This window comes from Fluviirhizobium alvei (genome assembly GCF_030551875.1).
Classification (GTDB): domain Bacteria; phylum Pseudomonadota; class Alphaproteobacteria; order Rhizobiales; family Rhizobiaceae; genus Rhizobium_E; species Rhizobium_E alvei.
Genome location: NZ_JAUOZU010000006.1, coordinates 1 through 16,639 on the forward strand (window position 1 = coordinate 1; position 16,639 = coordinate 16,639).

General features: G+C 58.5%; 17 protein-coding genes. 14 read left to right on the forward strand and 3 right to left on the reverse strand.

Annotation, left to right across the window (positions count from 1 at the left end; all coding sequences use genetic code 11):
- The first annotated feature begins 381 nt into the window (after positions 1-381).
- Positions 382-1,386 (forward strand): porin, encoded by a 1,005-nt coding sequence (locus tag Q4481_RS06425; RefSeq protein WP_304375503.1) that lies wholly within the window; start codon positions 382-384, stop codon positions 1,384-1,386.
- 71 nt (positions 1,387-1,457) lie between these two features.
- Here the strand turns inward: Q4481_RS06425 and Q4481_RS06430 are convergent, their stop codons facing one another.
- Entirely contained in the window at positions 1,458-2,351 is an 894-nt protein-coding gene (locus Q4481_RS06430; RefSeq protein ID WP_304375504.1) for an alpha/beta fold hydrolase, read from the reverse strand.
- A gap of 99 nt (positions 2,352-2,450) precedes the next feature.
- Positions 2,451-4,592, reverse strand: a complete 2,142-nt coding sequence (locus tag Q4481_RS06435; protein ID WP_304375505.1) for a lytic transglycosylase domain-containing protein — start codon at positions 4,590-4,592, stop codon at positions 2,451-2,453.
- Positions 4,593-4,791: 199 nt separating this feature from the next.
- On the opposite strand from Q4481_RS06435, the gene dapA reads away from it, so the two are divergent.
- Both dapA and smpB read left to right on the forward strand, forming a co-directional pair.
- Complete coding sequence (gene dapA, locus Q4481_RS06440; RefSeq protein ID WP_304375506.1) at positions 4,792-5,676, forward strand: 4-hydroxy-tetrahydrodipicolinate synthase; 885 nt, start codon at positions 4,792-4,794, stop codon at positions 5,674-5,676.
- Position 5,677: 1 nt separating this feature from the next.
- Positions 5,678-6,157, forward strand: coding sequence for an SsrA-binding protein SmpB (smpB, locus tag Q4481_RS06445; protein WP_304375507.1), 480 nt, complete (start codon positions 5,678-5,680; stop codon positions 6,155-6,157).
- 218 nt (positions 6,158-6,375) lie between these two features.
- Here smpB and Q4481_RS06450 read toward each other — a convergent pair whose 3' ends face one another.
- Positions 6,376-6,957, reverse strand: coding sequence for a LabA-like NYN domain-containing protein (locus Q4481_RS06450; protein WP_304375508.1), 582 nt, complete (start codon positions 6,955-6,957; stop codon positions 6,376-6,378).
- A 415-nt stretch (positions 6,958-7,372) separates the two neighbouring features.
- Between Q4481_RS06450 and rpoZ the strand changes: the two genes are divergently transcribed.
- The 11 genes from rpoZ (at position 7,373) to Q4481_RS06505 (ending at position 16,574) form a co-directional block, all read left to right on the forward strand.
- On the forward strand, positions 7,373-7,774 hold the full coding sequence (rpoZ, locus tag Q4481_RS06455; RefSeq protein ID WP_304375509.1) for a DNA-directed RNA polymerase subunit omega: 402 nt from the start codon (positions 7,373-7,375) through the stop codon (positions 7,772-7,774).
- Between the two features lie 105 nt (positions 7,775-7,879).
- Positions 7,880-10,108 (forward strand): RelA/SpoT family protein, encoded by a 2,229-nt coding sequence (locus tag Q4481_RS06460; RefSeq protein ID WP_304375510.1) that lies wholly within the window; start codon positions 7,880-7,882, stop codon positions 10,106-10,108.
- 129 nt (positions 10,109-10,237) lie between these two features.
- Positions 10,238-11,170 (forward strand): calcium-binding protein, encoded by a 933-nt coding sequence (locus Q4481_RS06465; protein ID WP_304375511.1) that lies wholly within the window; start codon positions 10,238-10,240, stop codon positions 11,168-11,170.
- Positions 11,171-11,268: 98 nt separating this feature from the next.
- The gene (locus Q4481_RS06470) at positions 11,269-11,880 is read left to right on the forward strand and encodes a hypothetical protein (protein ID WP_304375512.1); all 612 of its coding nucleotides are present in this window, start codon (positions 11,269-11,271) and stop codon (positions 11,878-11,880) included.
- Between the two features lie 30 nt (positions 11,881-11,910).
- Positions 11,911-12,366, forward strand: a complete 456-nt coding sequence (locus tag Q4481_RS06475) for a DsrE family protein (protein ID WP_304375513.1) — start codon at positions 11,911-11,913, stop codon at positions 12,364-12,366.
- A 122-nt stretch (positions 12,367-12,488) separates the two neighbouring features.
- Complete coding sequence (locus tag Q4481_RS06480; RefSeq protein WP_304375514.1) at positions 12,489-12,653, forward strand: DUF3563 family protein; 165 nt, start codon at positions 12,489-12,491, stop codon at positions 12,651-12,653.
- A 139-nt stretch (positions 12,654-12,792) separates the two neighbouring features.
- On the forward strand, positions 12,793-13,194 hold the full coding sequence (acpS, locus tag Q4481_RS06485; RefSeq protein ID WP_304375515.1) for a holo-ACP synthase: 402 nt from the start codon (positions 12,793-12,795) through the stop codon (positions 13,192-13,194).
- A 65-nt stretch (positions 13,195-13,259) separates the two neighbouring features.
- Positions 13,260-14,015: a signal peptidase I gene (gene lepB, locus Q4481_RS06490; RefSeq protein ID WP_304375516.1), complete on the forward strand. Its 756-nt coding sequence runs from the start codon at positions 13,260-13,262 to the stop codon at positions 14,013-14,015.
- The gene (gene rnc / locus Q4481_RS06495) at positions 14,012-14,746 is read left to right on the forward strand and encodes a ribonuclease III (protein ID WP_304375517.1); all 735 of its coding nucleotides are present in this window, start codon (positions 14,012-14,014) and stop codon (positions 14,744-14,746) included. The genes lepB and rnc overlap by 4 nt, the downstream gene beginning before the upstream one ends.
- Positions 14,743-15,666 carry a GTPase Era gene (era, locus tag Q4481_RS06500; protein WP_304375518.1) on the forward strand — a complete coding sequence of 308 codons (924 nt, stop codon included), beginning with the start codon at positions 14,743-14,745 and terminating at the stop codon, positions 15,664-15,666. Before rnc ends, era begins: the two co-directional genes overlap by 4 nt.
- Before the next feature lie 476 nt (positions 15,667-16,142).
- Complete coding sequence (locus Q4481_RS06505; protein ID WP_304375519.1) at positions 16,143-16,574, forward strand: endonuclease domain-containing protein; 432 nt, start codon at positions 16,143-16,145, stop codon at positions 16,572-16,574.
- Positions 16,575-16,639: the final 65 nt, after the last annotated feature.

Here is a 16,639-nt window from a genome sequence, read left to right on the forward strand (position 1 = left end):
GCTCCGGGCTTTTCCGTCCTGCTCGAAGGCGCCTACAAGGACCTCGATGCCGGCGGCAACGAAAAGTACGGCATGCTGCGTTTCGAGCGCTCGTTCTGAGACGATCGACCAAGTGCTTAAGGAAAAGCCCGGCGTCAGCCGGGCTTTTTCGTTAAGGGATAGTTGCCTTCGCCTTTCGTGGAGGTCATGACTTTTCATTCATGACTTAAACTGTGATGTTTTTGTAACAATCGTTAGCTCGCTATCTTGTTTGAGTTTGGTTCGGCGTGATTTGGATTGTGGAATCGGCTCGATGCGACCATTGTCTGGATACGGGGTTGAAATGAATTTCATAGCGTTTGCCATAGAACCTTCCCGTGATTTAACAGACTGGAGAAAGATATGAACATCAAGAGCCTTCTTCTCGGCTCCGCCGCTGCACTGGCAGTGGTTTCTGGCGCTCAGGCTGCCGACGCTGTTGTCGCTGCCGAGCCGGAACCCATGGAATATGTCAAGGTCTGCGATGCCTACGGCACCGGCTTCTTCTACATCCCGGGCACCGAAACCTGCCTGAAGATCGGCGGCCAGTTCCGCTACGAAAAGAATTTTGAAAACGTTGCCGGCCCGAACACGCCGACCTACTATTATCATCATTCCCGCGTTCGCCTCGATTTCGAAGCCAAGAACGATTCCGAGTGGGGCACCGTCTACAGTTGGGTTCGCCTGCAGGGCGACCAGGACGATAACGGCACCAACGGCGTCAACTTCTTCTACTACTTCGGTATTGGTGGTCTTGAATTCGGTAACTACGATCTGCCCTGGTCGCGTTTCTTCGGCTACGGCGGTCTGACCGATTGGGGTGGAGATGACGGCTTCCAGGATGGCAAGCAGTACATCAGCTACACGGCAAACCTCGGTTCGGTTTCGGCCTGGATCTCGCTCGACAACGATGCCAACCAGCTCGATGTTGATAATCTGCCGCATGACAATCACAAGTACATTCCGGACGTTTCGGGCGGCGTGTCTGGTACCTTCGGCGATTACACCGCCTATGCTGGTCTAGGCTACGACGAATCGCTTGATTCGCTGGCTGTGAAGGCCAAGGTTTCGGGTTCTGTCGGCATGTTCAGCTTTGCTGCTCTTGCTCTGTACTCGGATGACAAAGCTAACCGTTACTTCAACTATGACGGTTTCAGCGCGATCGTCGGCGTTTCTGCCAAGGTCACCGACTCGATCACTCTCGCCAAGGACTTCCAGTACTGGGATAATGGCGACTGGATGCTGATCGCTGACGTTGCCTGGTCGGTTGCTCCGGGCTTCTCCGTCCTGCTCGAAGGCGCCTACAAGGACCTCGATGCCGGCGGCAACGAAAAGTACGGCATGCTGCGTTTCGAGCGCTCGTTCTAAGACGATCGTCCAAACGGACAGGAAAAGCCCGGCGTCAGCCGGGCTTTTTCGTATTGGGAAGAGATATCTGATCAGACGATTCGGCTTTCCGTTCCCCGTGCGACGATGAAGTCGATGATAGGCGCCGTAATCGTCGGATGATGGAGGAACGGCGCATGCCCCTGGCCGGGTGCGACAAGCGCTTTGGCGTTCGGATGCTTTTCCAGCATCTGTTCAACGGTTTGCGCGGACAACAGCAGCGAGTTTTCTCCCCGGATCACCAGAAGCGGTTTGTTGGTAAGCGCCTTGAACGCATCCCAGAGATCGGGCGGGTTCTGAGAAAAGTCCATATCCTTCAGCGGGGCGACGATGCCCGGATCGAAATTGGCTTCCAGTCCGCGCTCTGTCGGCTGTGAGATTGCGTCGGCCATCTCATGCCAGTCGGACTCGTCGAGAATTGGGAACTCGTTGCCATGGCGGATCTTGAGGGCTGCGGCGAGATCTTCCAGTCGCTGATGAATTGTCGCCTCGCCGAGATAGGCGGCGATGGCCCGTAGGCCGGCCGCCTCGATGACCGGACCAATATCGTTGAGAACCGTCGCTTCAATTCTGTCGGGTGCGAGATTGCCAAGCACATGCAGCAAAAGGCCGCCACGCGACGTGCCGACGAAAATGGCTTTGCCGATTCCGAGATGTTTGAGCAGGATCAGGACATCCTGTGTCTCGCGCATCACATTATAGTTTGCGGGGGAGGGATCCCGGTCCGATTGGCCGCGACCGCGCGAATCGAGCGTAACGACCGAAATGTCCAGGTCGGAGAGCAACAGGGCAAACCTGTGAAAGTCAGCGCCGTTGCGGGTCAGTCCTGCAAGGCACACAACCGGAATCGTATCCTGTTCGATATCCGGACCATAATGACGACCGCTGAGCATCAGCCCGTCGTCGGTGGAAAACTGAAAAGTCTGAAAATCTTGTTGGTTCGTCATGGTGCCTCCTCGTCGAACGCCGAGCAAAGGCAAAGATCGACCCGCGGTCAAGACCCGCCCTGAAAATGTCATCGCCCGGATCGAAGACGCCCAGCCAATTCAGTTGACCTTCTGCAGCGGGCGTCCGTTGATGGTGAGGTCGCTTGCGATATTGGTGCTTTCGGAGAGCAGGCGCTTGTAAACCTGATAATTCTCCATCACCCGCTGAACATAGTTGCGCGTTTCGTGAAACGGAATGTGTTCGATCCAGTCGACAACGCCATCCAGTGTCATCCTGCGTGGATCGCCATAACGGCCGATCCAGTCCGGAATCCGGTTGGGACCGGCATTATAGGCCGCGAATGTCAGCACCAGCGAGCCATTGAATTTCTGGATCTGCTCATCGAGATAGCGCGAGCCGAGCGTGGCATTGTAGGCCGGGTCGGTGAGAAGTTTCTCCTCCGCCCAGGCAATGCGGTTGCGCTCTGCCACCTTTCTGGCGGTGGATGGCAGGATTTGCAGAAGTCCGCGCGCGTCGGCATGCGATACGGCCTGCGGGTTGAAGGCGCTTTCCTGCCGCGCGATCGCGTGGGTGAGGGCGCGCGCACTCCTGTCGATATCGGCTGTTTCCGGAATGGCGCCGAGCGGATAGGCCGCAAGACCGGGATCATGGCCCTGGTTCTGCGCCGCCTTGCCGATCGCGAGCGCCAGGCTGGGACCGTAGTCGCTAAGCGCGCGGGCGGACAGCATCTGCAGCGAATCCTGATCGCCGTAGAACCGGGCAAGCGAAAGGTAGAGCCGCCGGGCGCGACCATCTTCGCCGGATTGCTTGAGCAGCGAAAGCGCACGGATCTGCGGCCGGTTGGCAAAATCGATGAGTGCAGCGCCATTGGCCGCAGCGGTGCCGAGCGGTCGGTCTGTCAGGCCAAGCCTGGCTTCCGCCAGTTGTCCATAGAAGGTCGTCGGATGGCTGGCGGCCCGTTCAAAGGAAAGACGCGCCTTGCTCCTGTCGCCCAGAGCCTCATCGGTTCGCCCCAACCAGTAATAACCCCGCGCCTGGTCATGCGCACGATTGCTGGCAAGAAGCAGCTGTTCGAAATGCGGGCGGGCGATCTTGGGCTTGCCCATGCCGCGCAGCGCATACCAGCCGGCATGAAATTCCGCTTCGGCGCGATCGTCGCCATCCATCAGCCGATGGGCAATCGCCAGCTTGTAGGCTTCCGCCGCCTGACCGACATCGAAGAGGCCGCGGCTCACAATCCGCGTTTCGATCCACCATTTGCCGGGATCGATGAGATCGGATGTCTGATCCGGCATCCGCGCGAGCAGTTTTGCCGCCGCCTCATACTGGCTGGTCTGGCGCAGGCGGCGGATCTGCAGATAGAGAAAGGTCGGGTCTTTGCCCCATTCGGCACGCGCCTTCTCCAGAAGAGCCTTGCCATCCTTGGCCCGGCGCCCGATGGCGGAAAAAGCGGTTGCCAGCGTTTCGGCCTTCGCAAGCGAAGCAAAACGCGCGGCACGCGCATATTGATCCGAATAGAGCAGATATTTCATCCGGCGCAGATGGTCCGCAGTCGTAAGATCGGTCCCGAATTCGCCGAGAATCCGGTCCTCGTCCTCCACCTTCATCACCCGGCCTTGCCAAGCGGAACGGATCAGTTCCTTGGCCTCGTTGTCGCGTCCCACGGACTTGAGGGCACGCGCCAGCATGATCACGCCATCGGCGCTGCGTGGTTCGCCGCCAGCCATGAAATCGAGCACCATCTGCGGCGGCGCATTCTCCCGTAAAAGCGCGTTTTCAATGTTGCTGTTGATATCCTCGATTGCCGGCCAGCCCCGCAAGAGGGTTCGAGCCTCAAGCATTTCGGCGGCAGGAACCGCGCGCTGGCCGGAAACCGCAATCGCCCAGGTCAGCGTCAGCCGTTCGTTGGATGCCGAAGGCAGGCGGTCGCGTTCGGCAATGGCACCAAGACTGTCGCGGCGGGCGAGCGCGCGCAAGCCGTCGCGGAATGTTTCGCTCGGCTGAAGGTCGGTGGTCTCGATCGGCGAAATGGCATTGGTAATGTTGTCGCTGTCCGGTGCCGCAGAATCGAGCGGCTTCGGCAGGGCGGCAACCCGGTCCGCCTTGAGGCTGATCGGACGCAGAGTCGGGGTGTTTTCTGCCGGCGCCATCGGGCGCCGACCGGCATCGGCGCCGAGAATGCCGAACATGCTGGCGCCGCCGGCCAACAGAACCAGACTGGCGATGATCATCCGTTTCATCTGCTACTCCGGCAATCTTTCACCCGATTATGCGGCCCCTATGGTCAACGAGTGGTTAAACCGCTGAATCCTGTCTCAATGCGACGAAATTCGCCAATCTGGCGGCTTGCTGCACGGGCCGCCCTTATATAATGTCCGCCTTCCGTAAATCAGGATTACGGCCAAAGCATGGGTTGAGCGCCCGATGAGGAGTAGTTGCATGTTTCAGGGTTCCATTCCCGCCCTTCTGACACCCTTTACGGCTGATGGCAGCCTCGATGAAGCGGCTTTCGCCGCCCATGTCGAGTGGCAGATCGCCGAAGGCAGCAATGGTCTCGTGCCCGTGGGAACGACAGGTGAGTCTCCGACCTTGTCGCATCAGGAACACAAACGTGTGGTGGAACTCTGCATCCAGGTCGCGGCCAAGCGCGTGCCGGTCATTGCCGGTGCTGGCTCCAACAACACGGTCGAAGCGATCGAGCTGGCCCAGCATGCCGAAAAGGCCGGCGCCGATGCGCTTCTGGTCGTCACGCCCTATTATAACCGGCCGACGCAGAAGGGCTTGATCGCGCATTTTTCGGCGATCGCCGAAGCCGTATCGCTGCCGATCTTCATCTATAACATTCCGGGTCGTTCCGTTGTCGATATGACCCCGGAAACGATGGGCAAGCTTGCGGCTGCGCACAAGAACATCGTTGGCGTCAAGGATGCGACCGGCAAGATCGAGCGCGTCTCCGAACAGCGCATCACCTGTGGCACATCCTTCATCCAGCTTTCGGGTGAAGATGCTTCGGCGCTCGGCTTCAACGCTCATGGTGGCGTCGGCTGCATTTCGGTTACCGCCAATGTGGCGCCGAAACTCTGTGCCGAATTCCAGGCGGCAACGCTCGCTGGCGATTATGCCAAGGCACTGACCTATCAGGACAAGTTGATGCCGTTGCACAAGGCGATCTTCATGGAACCTGGCGTTTGCGGCGCGAAATATGCGCTGTCGAAGCTTGGCCGCATGAGCCGCACCGTGCGTTCGCCGCTGGTTCCGGTGCTTGAGCCGGCCACCGAAGCCGCGCTCGATGCTGCTCTCGCCCATGCAGGTCTGACGAATTGATATGACGCATAAAGGCAGGCCGACATCGGTCAGGAAGATTGTGGCGGAGAACCGCAAGGCCCGCTACAATTTTGAAATCGTCGATACTTATGAAGCGGGACTGGTGCTCACCGGTACCGAGGTTAAATCGTTGCGCGAAGGCAAGGCGAACATTGCCGAATCCTATGCCAGCGACGAGAATGGCGAGATCTGGCTGATCAACTCCTACCTGCCGGAATATCTGCAGGCCAACCGCTTCAACCATGCTCCGCGGCGGCCGCGCAAACTGCTGCTGTCGGGCAAGGAAATGCGCCGCCTCCGGGTGGCCATCAACCGCGAAGGCATGACGCTTGTGCCGCTCAAGATCTATTTCAACGATCGCGGCCGCGCCAAGCTCGAACTGGCGCTCGCCAAGGGCAAGAAACTGCACGACAAGCGCGCCACGGAAAAAGAGCGCGACTGGAACCGTGAAAAGGGCAGGCTGCTGCGCGACAAGGGCTGATCGCCCGGTCCCCTCCGTCATGGTCGGGCCTGTCCCGACCATCTGCTGCCGCCGAATGCGCCCTCGACGTCGATTTTTTGGCAGATCAAGGCAGATCCTCGGCACATGGCCGAGGATGGCAGTGGAGAGGGCCGATTGTGTCGAGCCACATATCCCCCAAACGCAAACGGGCACGAAATCGTGCCCGCTGGTGTGTAGCATAAAATGTCGGGACAGGCTTAAAGCTCGTCGAGAACATCCTGAACCGGTTCGACCGGACGCGGTGCGCGTTCCGACGGATCGCGACCAACCTCGGCCTTGAGCGTAATGAGGTCGATGAAATGGTCGGCCTGGCGGCGGAGATCGTCGGCAATCATCGGCGGCTGGGTTGCCATGGTCGAAACGACCGAAACCTTGCGGCCCTTGCGCTGCAGCGCTTCGACCAGCGTCGTGAAATCGCCATCGCCGGAAAAGAGCACGAGATGATCGACCACTTCGGACTGTTCCATCGCGTCGATCGCGAGTTCAATGTCCATATTGCCCTTGATCTTGCGGCGGCCAAGTGAGTCCGTGAACTCTTTTGCCGGCTTGGTTACAACCTTGTAACCATTATAGTCCAGCCAGTCGATCAGGGGCCGGATCGAGGAGTATTCCTGATCCTCGATGAGGGCTGTATAGTAATAGGCACGCAAAAGGTATCCGCGTTTCTGAAAAGCCTTCAGAAGTTTACGATAGTCAATGTCGAAACCGAGGCTTTTCGAAGCTGCGTAAAGATTGGCTCCATCTATAAATAATGCAATTTTTTCCCGTGGGTCGAACATATTTCTTTCCTTTCAAAAATGCTTCCCAGTTGCCTCAAGATAGTTTTGATTATCTTATAACTGAGCTGCTATTTTATGATTCATTCATATACATTTCGCTTTAGATTATCGGCATGAAAATTCCAAGCAAAATCTTGGTGAAAACGAATTTAGAATGCCTGTTTGAAGCGTTTTTGCGCCAAATAGCGGTGGAAAAGCAAATAAGTCACCTGACTTGGGCTTGCAGAGGCAAAAACGGAGCACTTTTGCCCGTTGGCTGTCCTTTTATAGGGTGAATTGACGGCCAGATGATGGCGCAGGAGCGCTCCTGGATTCTGCTTTTTTGCGGATATGGGGCGTTTTGCCTTGAATTTGTCGCGCTAAGGGGCTATCGGCTGCCGGATAGCAAGAATTTCGAATAGCTGAAGGACAGGCAATGGCCCGCGTCACCGTTGAGGATTGCATCGATAAGGTAGACAACCGCTTCGAGCTGGTTTTGTTGGCGAGCCATCGCGCGCGCCTGATCTCGCAGGGCGCCCCCATCACCGTTGATCGCGACAACGACAAGAACCCGGTCGTCGCGCTCCGCGAAATCGCCGATGAGATGCTGTCGCCGGGCGATCTCAAGGAAGATCTGATCCATTCGCTGCAGAAGCATGTCGAAGTGGACGAGCCGGAACCCGATGCGTCCTCGCTGCTCGCTGGCGAAGCCCAGGGCGAAGGCGTCGACGAGGACGAGGATATGCCGGAAACCATCAACTTCGACCAGATGTCGGAAGAAGAGCTTCTGGCCGGTATCGAAGGTCTGGTTCCGCCGGAAAAGAACGACGATTATTGATCGTTTACGGAATCTTTCGATTTAGAAGCAATCTTGATTGCACAATGAAGCGCCAGTCTTATGATTGGCGCTTCGTTTTTTGGTGAATTCCGGAGCAGTCCTTCAATGATGCGGCAATACGAGCTCGTCGAGCGCGTTCACAAGTACAAGCCAGATGTCAATGAAGCCCTGCTGAACAAAGCCTATGTCTATGCCATGCAGAAGCATGGCCAGCAAAAACGCGCGAGCGGCGATCCCTATATTTCGCATCCGCTCGAAGTCGCCGCCATCCTCACCGACATGCATCTGGACGAGTCGACCATCGCGGTTGCACTCCTGCACGACACGATCGAGGATACGAGCGCGACGCGGGAGGAGATCGACCGCCTGTTCGGCGAGGATATCGGCCGGCTGGTCGAAGGCCTCACCAAGATCAAGAAGCTCGATCTTGTGTCAAAGAAGGCCAAGCAGGCCGAAAATCTCCGCAAGCTCTTGCTGGCGATTTCCGATGATGTGCGCGTGCTTCTCGTCAAGCTGGCCGATCGGCTGCATAACATGCGCACGCTCGATCACATGACGCCGGAGAAGAAGGCGCGCATTTCTGAAGAGACGATGGATATCTATGCGCCGCTTGCCGGCCGCATGGGTATGCAGGACATGCGCGAGGAACTGGAGGAACTCTCTTTCCGCCATCTCAACCCAGAAGCGCATGACACGATCACCAAGCGGCTTCAGGATCTCTCCGACCGCAATGCCGATCTGGTGCGCAAGATCGAAGGCGAACTGACCGAACTTCTGGTGGCGAACGGGCTCGACAAGGCCGCTGTCAAGGGCCGGCAGAAGAAGGCCTATTCGGTCTTCCGCAAGATGCAGTCGAAATCGCTGTCCTTCGAGCAACTGTCGGATGTCTATGGTTTCCGCGTCGTCGTCGATCAGGTGCCGGAATGTTACAAGGCGCTCGGCATCGTTCATATGCGCTGGCGTGTCGTGCCGGGCCGCTTCAAGGATTATATCTCGACGCCGAAGCAGAACGATTACCAGTCGATCCATACGACGATCGTCGGGCCGGCGCGCCAGCGCATCGAACTGCAGATCCGCACGCGTCGCATGCACGATATCGCCGAATATGGTATCGCGGCGCATACGCTCTATAAGGATGGTTACACGCCGCAACCGGGCGAGGCGGCCAAGGGCCAGTCGAATGCCTATTCCTGGCTGCGTCTCACCATTGAATCGCTGGCCGAAGGCGATAATCCGGAAGAGTTCCTGGAACATACGAAGCTCGAACTGTTCCAGGACCAGGTCTTCTGCTTCACGCCCAAGGGCAAGCTGATTGCGCTGCCGCGCGGCGCCACCCCGATCGATTTCGCCTACGCCGTCCATACCAACATCGGCGACACCTGCGTCGGTGCCAAGATCAACGGTCGCATCATGCCGCTGGTCACGCGGCTTGCCAATGGCGACGAGGTCGAGATCATCCGTTCGGGCGTTCAGGTTCCGCCGGCTGCATGGGAGGAGATCGTCGTCACCGGCAAGGCGCGCTCGGCCATCCGCCGCGCCACCCGCTTGGCGATCCGCAAGCAATATGCCGGCCTCGGCCAGCGCATCCTCGAACGGACCTTCGAGCGCGCGGGCAAGGTTTTCGCGCGCGACATCATGCGCTCGGCTGTCCACCGGCTTGGCCACAAGGATGTCGAGGATGCGATCGCCAGCGTCGGTCGCGGCGAACTCTCTTCGCTTGATGTTCTGAAGGCGGTCTTTCCGGATTATCAGGATGAGCGCGTCACCACCAAGGTGCCGGGTGAGGAGGGCTGGTTCAACGTCCGCTCGGCCCAGGGTATGATGTTCAAGATCCCCGAAGGCCAGAAGACGCGGATCGTCGAGGAGGCGGATGACGAAGCCGAGGCGATCCAGCCGTTCCGCGGCTTGCCCGATGATATCGAGGTGCGTTTTGCCGATTCCGGCGCCGTCCCGGGCGATCGCATCGTCGGCATTCATGACGGGCGCAAGACCATTACCGTCTATCCGATCCAGTCGCCGTCGCTGCAGAAGTTTGACGAACAGCCCGATCGCTGGATCGATATCCGCTGGGATCTCGACGAAGCCAACAAGTCGCGCTTCATGGCCCGCATCCTCGTCAATGCCATCAATGAGCCCGGCACGCTGGCCACGGTTTCGCAAGCCATCGCCACCGCCGATGTCAATATCCGCACCCTGTCCATGGTGCGCGTGGCGCCCGATTTCACTGAAATGGCGATCGATCTCGAAGTGTGGGATCTGCGCCAGCTCAGCCATCTTCTTGCACAGCTCAAGGATCTCGATTGTATCTCGACGATCAAGCGCGTGTTTGATTGATCTGATTTGGAATTGAAAAACATCAAGAACAACGGGCATGACTGTGCCCTTTGTTTTATTTGTTTTCTTGTTAACAAAACTATGCTTGAAATTGCTCCTGATTGAAAGATTCGTTTCAGGAAACATTACATGGCAAAGATCGCGATCAAGGCGGCAATGGGCTCCTATGGCCTTATCCAGACCGCCATCAATTTCGACAGTCTCGGGCTGGAAAAAGGGGAAACGACGTCGCAAGCGGTTCTGAGCGACGCATTCGGCGGCTCTATCACCTTCAAGGGCACCGGCTTCAGCTTCAACAAGAGTGGCGATGCGACGGCGGGCACCGCAACCACCATCGAATTCCGCAATTATGACGGTGATCTGGTTCTGTCGGTCACCAACGGCTCCTTCGCCATGAAGTCCATCTTCGGCGCCGATGTGGGAACGCTTTTGGGCAAGCTGCAGGCCGGCAAGGATCTCATCGTCGGAACCGACCTTGAGGACATTCTCGTCTACGGTGCCAATCCTGGCAACGATACGATCCGTGCCATGGGCGGTGACGATTACATCATCGGTTCGGCCGGTAACAACATCATCGATGGCGGCGACGGCATCGACACGCTGAAATTCGAGGAAGCACTGCTTGACGGCGGCACGATGGGCATCATCGTCGACAATGTCAAAGGCACTGTCCGCAACGCCTGGGGTGGAACCGATACGATCACCAGCATCGAAACCTTCTTCGGCACGACCATGAAGGATGTCTTCAAGGGCGGGGCCGGCGCCGAGGAATTCGATGGCAGCGGTGGCGCAGACAAGATCACCGGTGGCAAGGGGGCCGATACGTTCGATTTCTTCGCCTATTCCGGCAAGGACACGATCACCGATTTCGGCGTTGGCAAGGATATTATCCATCTCGTCTATGGTCAGATGGAAACCCAGATCGACAGTTTCGACGATCTTTCGATCGCCTATCGCAACGGCAATGCCATCATCACGCTTGATGCCGATACCGTCCTGACGCTGAATGGTGTCTCGAAATCCGAGCTCTCGGCTGCGGATTTCGATTTCGGCTTCTTCTGATCGTTCGATTGCCCGCGCAACAAGGGCGTTCCGGCGAATAGATCCCCTGTGCTATACGTCTTTCAGATCGGAATGAACGTTGGCATCAGGAGGCGTCGATGTCGGGCATGCTCAACTGTCTTGGAATGCTGGCCGGTCTGGCGGCGCTTCTCCCTGCCGCCACATCCGCCCGCGCAGAAAGCGATGTCGAACGCATTTTCGGCCATATCGCAGCCAGTGGCGAGGCCTATGCCTGCTTCAGCCGTCACTATACGAAAGCACATCTTGCGAGCCATCCCGAGCAGAACGTCACCGACATGCTGGTCTATGTCACCCGCCAGGTCGGTCCCGATCCCTATTACAGTCTCAACATGCAGGTGAACTTCCGCCATATTCGCAAACCGTTCCAGATCTCGGGCGGCTGCAGCGAAAGCGAGGATGGCAGGCAGACGCTCGGTTGCGGCGTGGAATGCGACGGCGGCAGTCTCGCGGTACGGGTGAAGGATGAGAGCGCCATCCTGGTCGAGATTCCCGACCAGGTCCGCATCTACGATCCCTCCGCCGATGCCGACGATGAAACCAACGGCGCCGATTCCATTCCCCGCAACGCCCGCTTCGGCGCCGATGACAAGCTCTTCCGTCTCGACCGGACGGATCTGAAAGATTGCCTGCCGGTCATCTATGACGAGGAGACCAGGGAAAAGATCGCCAAGGGTGTGATTACCCAGTAGTCATCCACGCGCGATCGGCACGGAGGGATCATGCCTTTTTCGAGACGCAGTTTTTTTGCCCGCTTCCTGCCGGCTGTCATGGGCGGCACCGTGGGCGCCAGCCTTGAGCCCGCAGTTGCCCGGGCCACGGAAACCGTTCAGAAGGTCGTCTATCATCTGTCGGAGCCGGGAAGGGTGAATTTCGTGCTCGGCAACATTCGCAACCATATCGAGGGCAAGGGCGGTCCGGCCAAGGTCCGCATCGTCCTCGTCGTCCACGGTCCGGCGCTGAAGGCGTTCGAGGAAGCCAAGGCAAGCCCCGACATGAAGCGACAGGTCGCAGACCGCGTTGCCGATGGCGTGGCACTCGTTGCCTGCGGCAATACGCTGCACGGTCTGTCGTTGGAAGAAAGCCAGCTGATGGCCGGTTTTTCGGTCGCAAGCGAAGGGGGCGTCGTCCGGATCGCCGATCTGCAGGCCGAAGGCTATCTCTATCTCCGGCCCTGATCGCCGCTTCTCCATCAGCCATGCGCATACTGCATGGCAGCATGGATCTTTCAATCCTTGTGCATTGCAGCAAATGTATTACCTTTGTTGTCAACGGGAGGAGCGAAAGAAAGGAAAAGATCATGTTTGGTTACTTCACGAAAATCGCTTCCAAGCTCAAGGTCCCCTCTGTGCAGGATCGCGAAATGGCCTACCTCAACGGTAGCGTCGATCGCGTTGATCTTGAATATCGCCAGCGCCAGATCGATCGCGGTATGTTCCGCGGCCGTGGCAACGGCATCCTCTGATCTGATCAGAGTGACTTGCAGGGGCCGGTGAATGCCGGCTCCGGGAACCGCCTTCGAACAACGACTGTTCGATTGCGGTTTTCATTGCCTTGCCTTTGTTCTAAAGGCTGCTTTCCAGTGAACCAAAGGAGAGCAGGCCATGATCATCGGTATCGGCAGCGATCTCATCGATATCCGTCGCGTTGAAAAGACGCTTGAGCGGTTCGGGCCGCGTTTCGTTGAACGTTGCTTCACGGAAATCGAACGCAAAAAGTCCGACGGGCGCAAGAACCGCGCCGCCTCCTATGCGAAACGTTTCGCCGCCAAGGAAGCCTGCGCCAAGGCGCTCGGTACCGGTGTGGCCCATGGCGTCGTCTGGAAGGATTTGGGCGTCGTCAATCTGCCCGGCGGCAAGCCCACCATGCAGCTGACCGGCCATGCCGGCGAACGGCTTCTTTCCATGATGCCGCCCGGCCACGAGCCGCTGATCCATCTGACGATCACCGACGATTTCCCGCTCGCCCAGGCTTTCGTGATTATCGAGGCCCGGCCGCTCGCCTGATGCCGGTTGCCCGCGCGCCCGGAAAGGGCTAGAGAGTTTTTCCTGAATTGACCCGAGAGGACTAGATGAGCGTGGCTGAAAACAACAAGCCGGAAGAAAAGAATGCATTCTGGGAAACGATCGTCGTGCTGGTGCAGGCTTTCATCCTGGCCGGGATCATCCGGACTGTGCTGCTACAGCCCTTCACGATTCCCTCCGGTTCGATGGTGCCAACATTGCTCGTCGGCGATTACCTGCTCGTCAACAAGTTCGCCTACGGCTATTCGCGCTATTCGCTGCCGCTCTATAATCCCGAATGGTTCAAGGGCCGCCTGTTCGGTTCCGAACCGGCGCGCGGCGATGTCATCGTCTTCCGTCTGCCGCCCGATCCGTCGGTCGATTACATCAAGCGTCTAATCGGCTTGCCGGGCGACAAAATCCAGATGATCGATGGTGTCCTGCACATCAACGGCAAGGCCGTACCTCGGGATGCTGCCGGCACTTTCAAGTCCGACGATTCCGAAACAAACGGCAGAGCGGTCCCTGTCTACCGCGAAACGCTCGACAATGGCGTCAGCTACGACACGCTCGATCTTGACCCCCTCTCTGGAGCCGACAATACGCAAGAATTCGTCGTGCCGGCGAAGCATTATTTCTTCATGGGCGACAACCGCGACAATTCGACCGATAGCCGCTTCACCGTCGGTTACGTGCCGGAGGAAAATCTCGTCGGCCGCGCTACCTTCATCATTTTCTCGATCGGCAACAAGACGCCCTTCTATGAAGTGTGGAACTGGCCGGCAAACCTGCGCCTGTCGCGCTTCTTCAAGGGCATTCAATGAGCGGAGACCGGGTCCTTACCGGTTTGGAGCGGGACGATCTCGAAGCCAGGCTGGGCTATGTCTTCAAGGACAAGCAGCGATTGGACAGGGCGCTCACCCATGCGAGCGCCCGGATTGCCAAGCGCGGCAATTATGAACGGCTGGAATTTTTAGGCGATCGCGTGCTCGGCCTTTGCATCGCCGAGCTTTTGTTCACCACCTTCCGCGAGGCCGCCGAGGGTGAACTGTCGGTTCGCCTCAACCAGCTTGTGTCCGCCGATACCTGCGCCGATGTCGCCGACCGGATGGAACTCTATCGTTTCATCCGCACCGGTTCCGATCTCAAGAAGGTCACCGGCATCCGCATGAAGAATGTGCGCGCCGATGTGGTCGAAAGCCTGATTGCCGCCATCTATCTCGATGGCGGGCTGGAGGCGGCGCGCTCTTTCGTGCTGCGCCACTGGCAGGCGCGGGCCACCAATCCGGTGCCGGTTCGACGCGACGCCAAGACCGAATTGCAGGAATGGGCGCATCAGACCATCGGTGCCGCCCCGATCTATCGCATGATGGGCCGGTCGGGCCCCGATCACGCGCCGGAATTCACCGTGATGGTGGAAATTGCCGGCCATGGATCCGAAACCGGCATTGCCCGCTCCAAGCGGGCCGCAGAACAGGAAGCCGCGCAGAAGGTGCTTGTGCGTGAAGGCATTTGGGCCGATGCTCCGATCGAAGAGGATGGACAGGCACAATGACCGACCAAGAGACCGAAACAACCGCAGCGCCGACCCATAGCGGTTTTGCCGCCCTCATCGGCGCCACCAATGCCGGCAAGTCGACGCTGCTCAATCAGCTCGTCGGCGCCAAGGTTTCGATCGTCTCCCACAAGGTGCAGACGACGCGCGCCATCATTCGCGGCATCGCGATCCACAACAATGCCCAGATCGTCTTCATGGATACGCCCGGCATCTTCAAGCCGCGCCGGAGGCTCGATCGCGCCATGGTCACCTCGGCCTGGGGCGGCGCCAAGGATGCCGATATCATCCTCTTCCTCATCGATAGCGAACGCGGCCTCAAGGGCGATGCCGAAAAGATCCTCGAGGGGCTGAAGGATATCAGGCAGAAGAAGGTGCTGGTGCTCAACAAGATCGATCGCGTCAAGCGCGAGGATCTTCTGGCGCTGGCGCAGGCCGCCAATGCGGCGATCGAATTCGAACGCACCTTCATGATCTCGGCGCTCACCGGTTCGGGCTGCACCGATCTTCTCGATTATCTCGCCGATGTTTTGCCGGAGGGGCCGTGGTTCTATCCGGAAGACCAGATCTCGGATCTGCCGATGCGCCAGCTCGCCGCCGAAATCACCCGCGAGAAACTGTTCCTGCGCCTGCATCAGGAACTTCCCTATGCCTCGCATGTCGAGACCGAGAAGTGGGAAGAGCGCAAGGATGGCTCGGTGCGGATCGAGCAGGTGATCTATGTCGAGCGCGACAGCCAGAAGAAGATCGCCCTCGGCAAGAATGGCGAGGCGATCAAGGCGATCTCGACCGCCTCGCGCAAGGAGCTGTCCGAAATCCTCGAACAGCCGGTGCATCTCTTCCTGTTCGTCAAGGTGCGCGAGAACTGGGGCGACGACCCCGCCCGCTTCCGCGAGATGGGTCTCGATTTCACCAAGTGAGTTGAAGGGCCTTTTCCCCTCCCAATAAGAGTAAGCGTACGAGCGGCGCTGTTTCCGACATCGTGAGGCGTTGCGCGTGGCGCCCTACCTCTCCCCTTGCGGGAGAGGCTTTGGAGCGACCGGCGCAGCCGGGTATAACAATGAATTTGTTTTGAGCGCAGAAGGACTGAGTACGGACCGCGCGAAAGCAGGAGCAAGTCCGCGCGAGACCGAAGGTCGAACGCTGGACGCGCTTGGTGAGGGGTAAATTCGCCAGCGCTGCACTCCTCCCCACAAGGGGGAGGGGCTTAACCCCGCCGATCCGTTTCGGCCATCCGAACCGGCACTGTCATTCGCGTCGTTTCATATTGGCCTTTCCGTAAGTTAAGGCGCTGATTTGGGGCAGGGCGGGTGCAACAGGTTAGCCCCTCCCCCTTGTGGGGAGGGGTTGGGGAGGGGTATTCTCACCCACGACCCCACGTTGCTTGAGGCATGCCATGCCGCATTCCAACATCGAGCCAGTCACACGGACCCGCGCCAAGACGCTGCGAAGAAAATTGACCAGAGCCGAGCAGGCGATGTGGGATATGCTGCGAGATCTGCGACGCTATGGCGCCCGCTTTCGTCGCGAAACCCCGATCGGACCCTACATCGCCGATTTTGCCTGGCTGTCGGCCCGTCTGGTGATCGAGGTCGATGGCGATAGCCACGAGACCGACAAGGGCAGAGCCCATGATGCGGCCCGCGACCGGTTTCTCAAGGCGCAGGGCTTTACGGTTCTTCGGTTCGACAACGGCCAGATCATCGACGGGCCGGATTTCGTGTTCACAGAAATCGTGCGATCGGTTCGTCACCTGCTGACCGGGTTTGACGATGGCGGGTATGCATTTCCCCTCCCCAACCCCTCCCCACAAGGGGGAGGGGCTTAACCCCGCCGATCCCTTTTGCCAACCGTACCGGCACTGCCATTTACGTCGTTTCATATTGGCCTTTC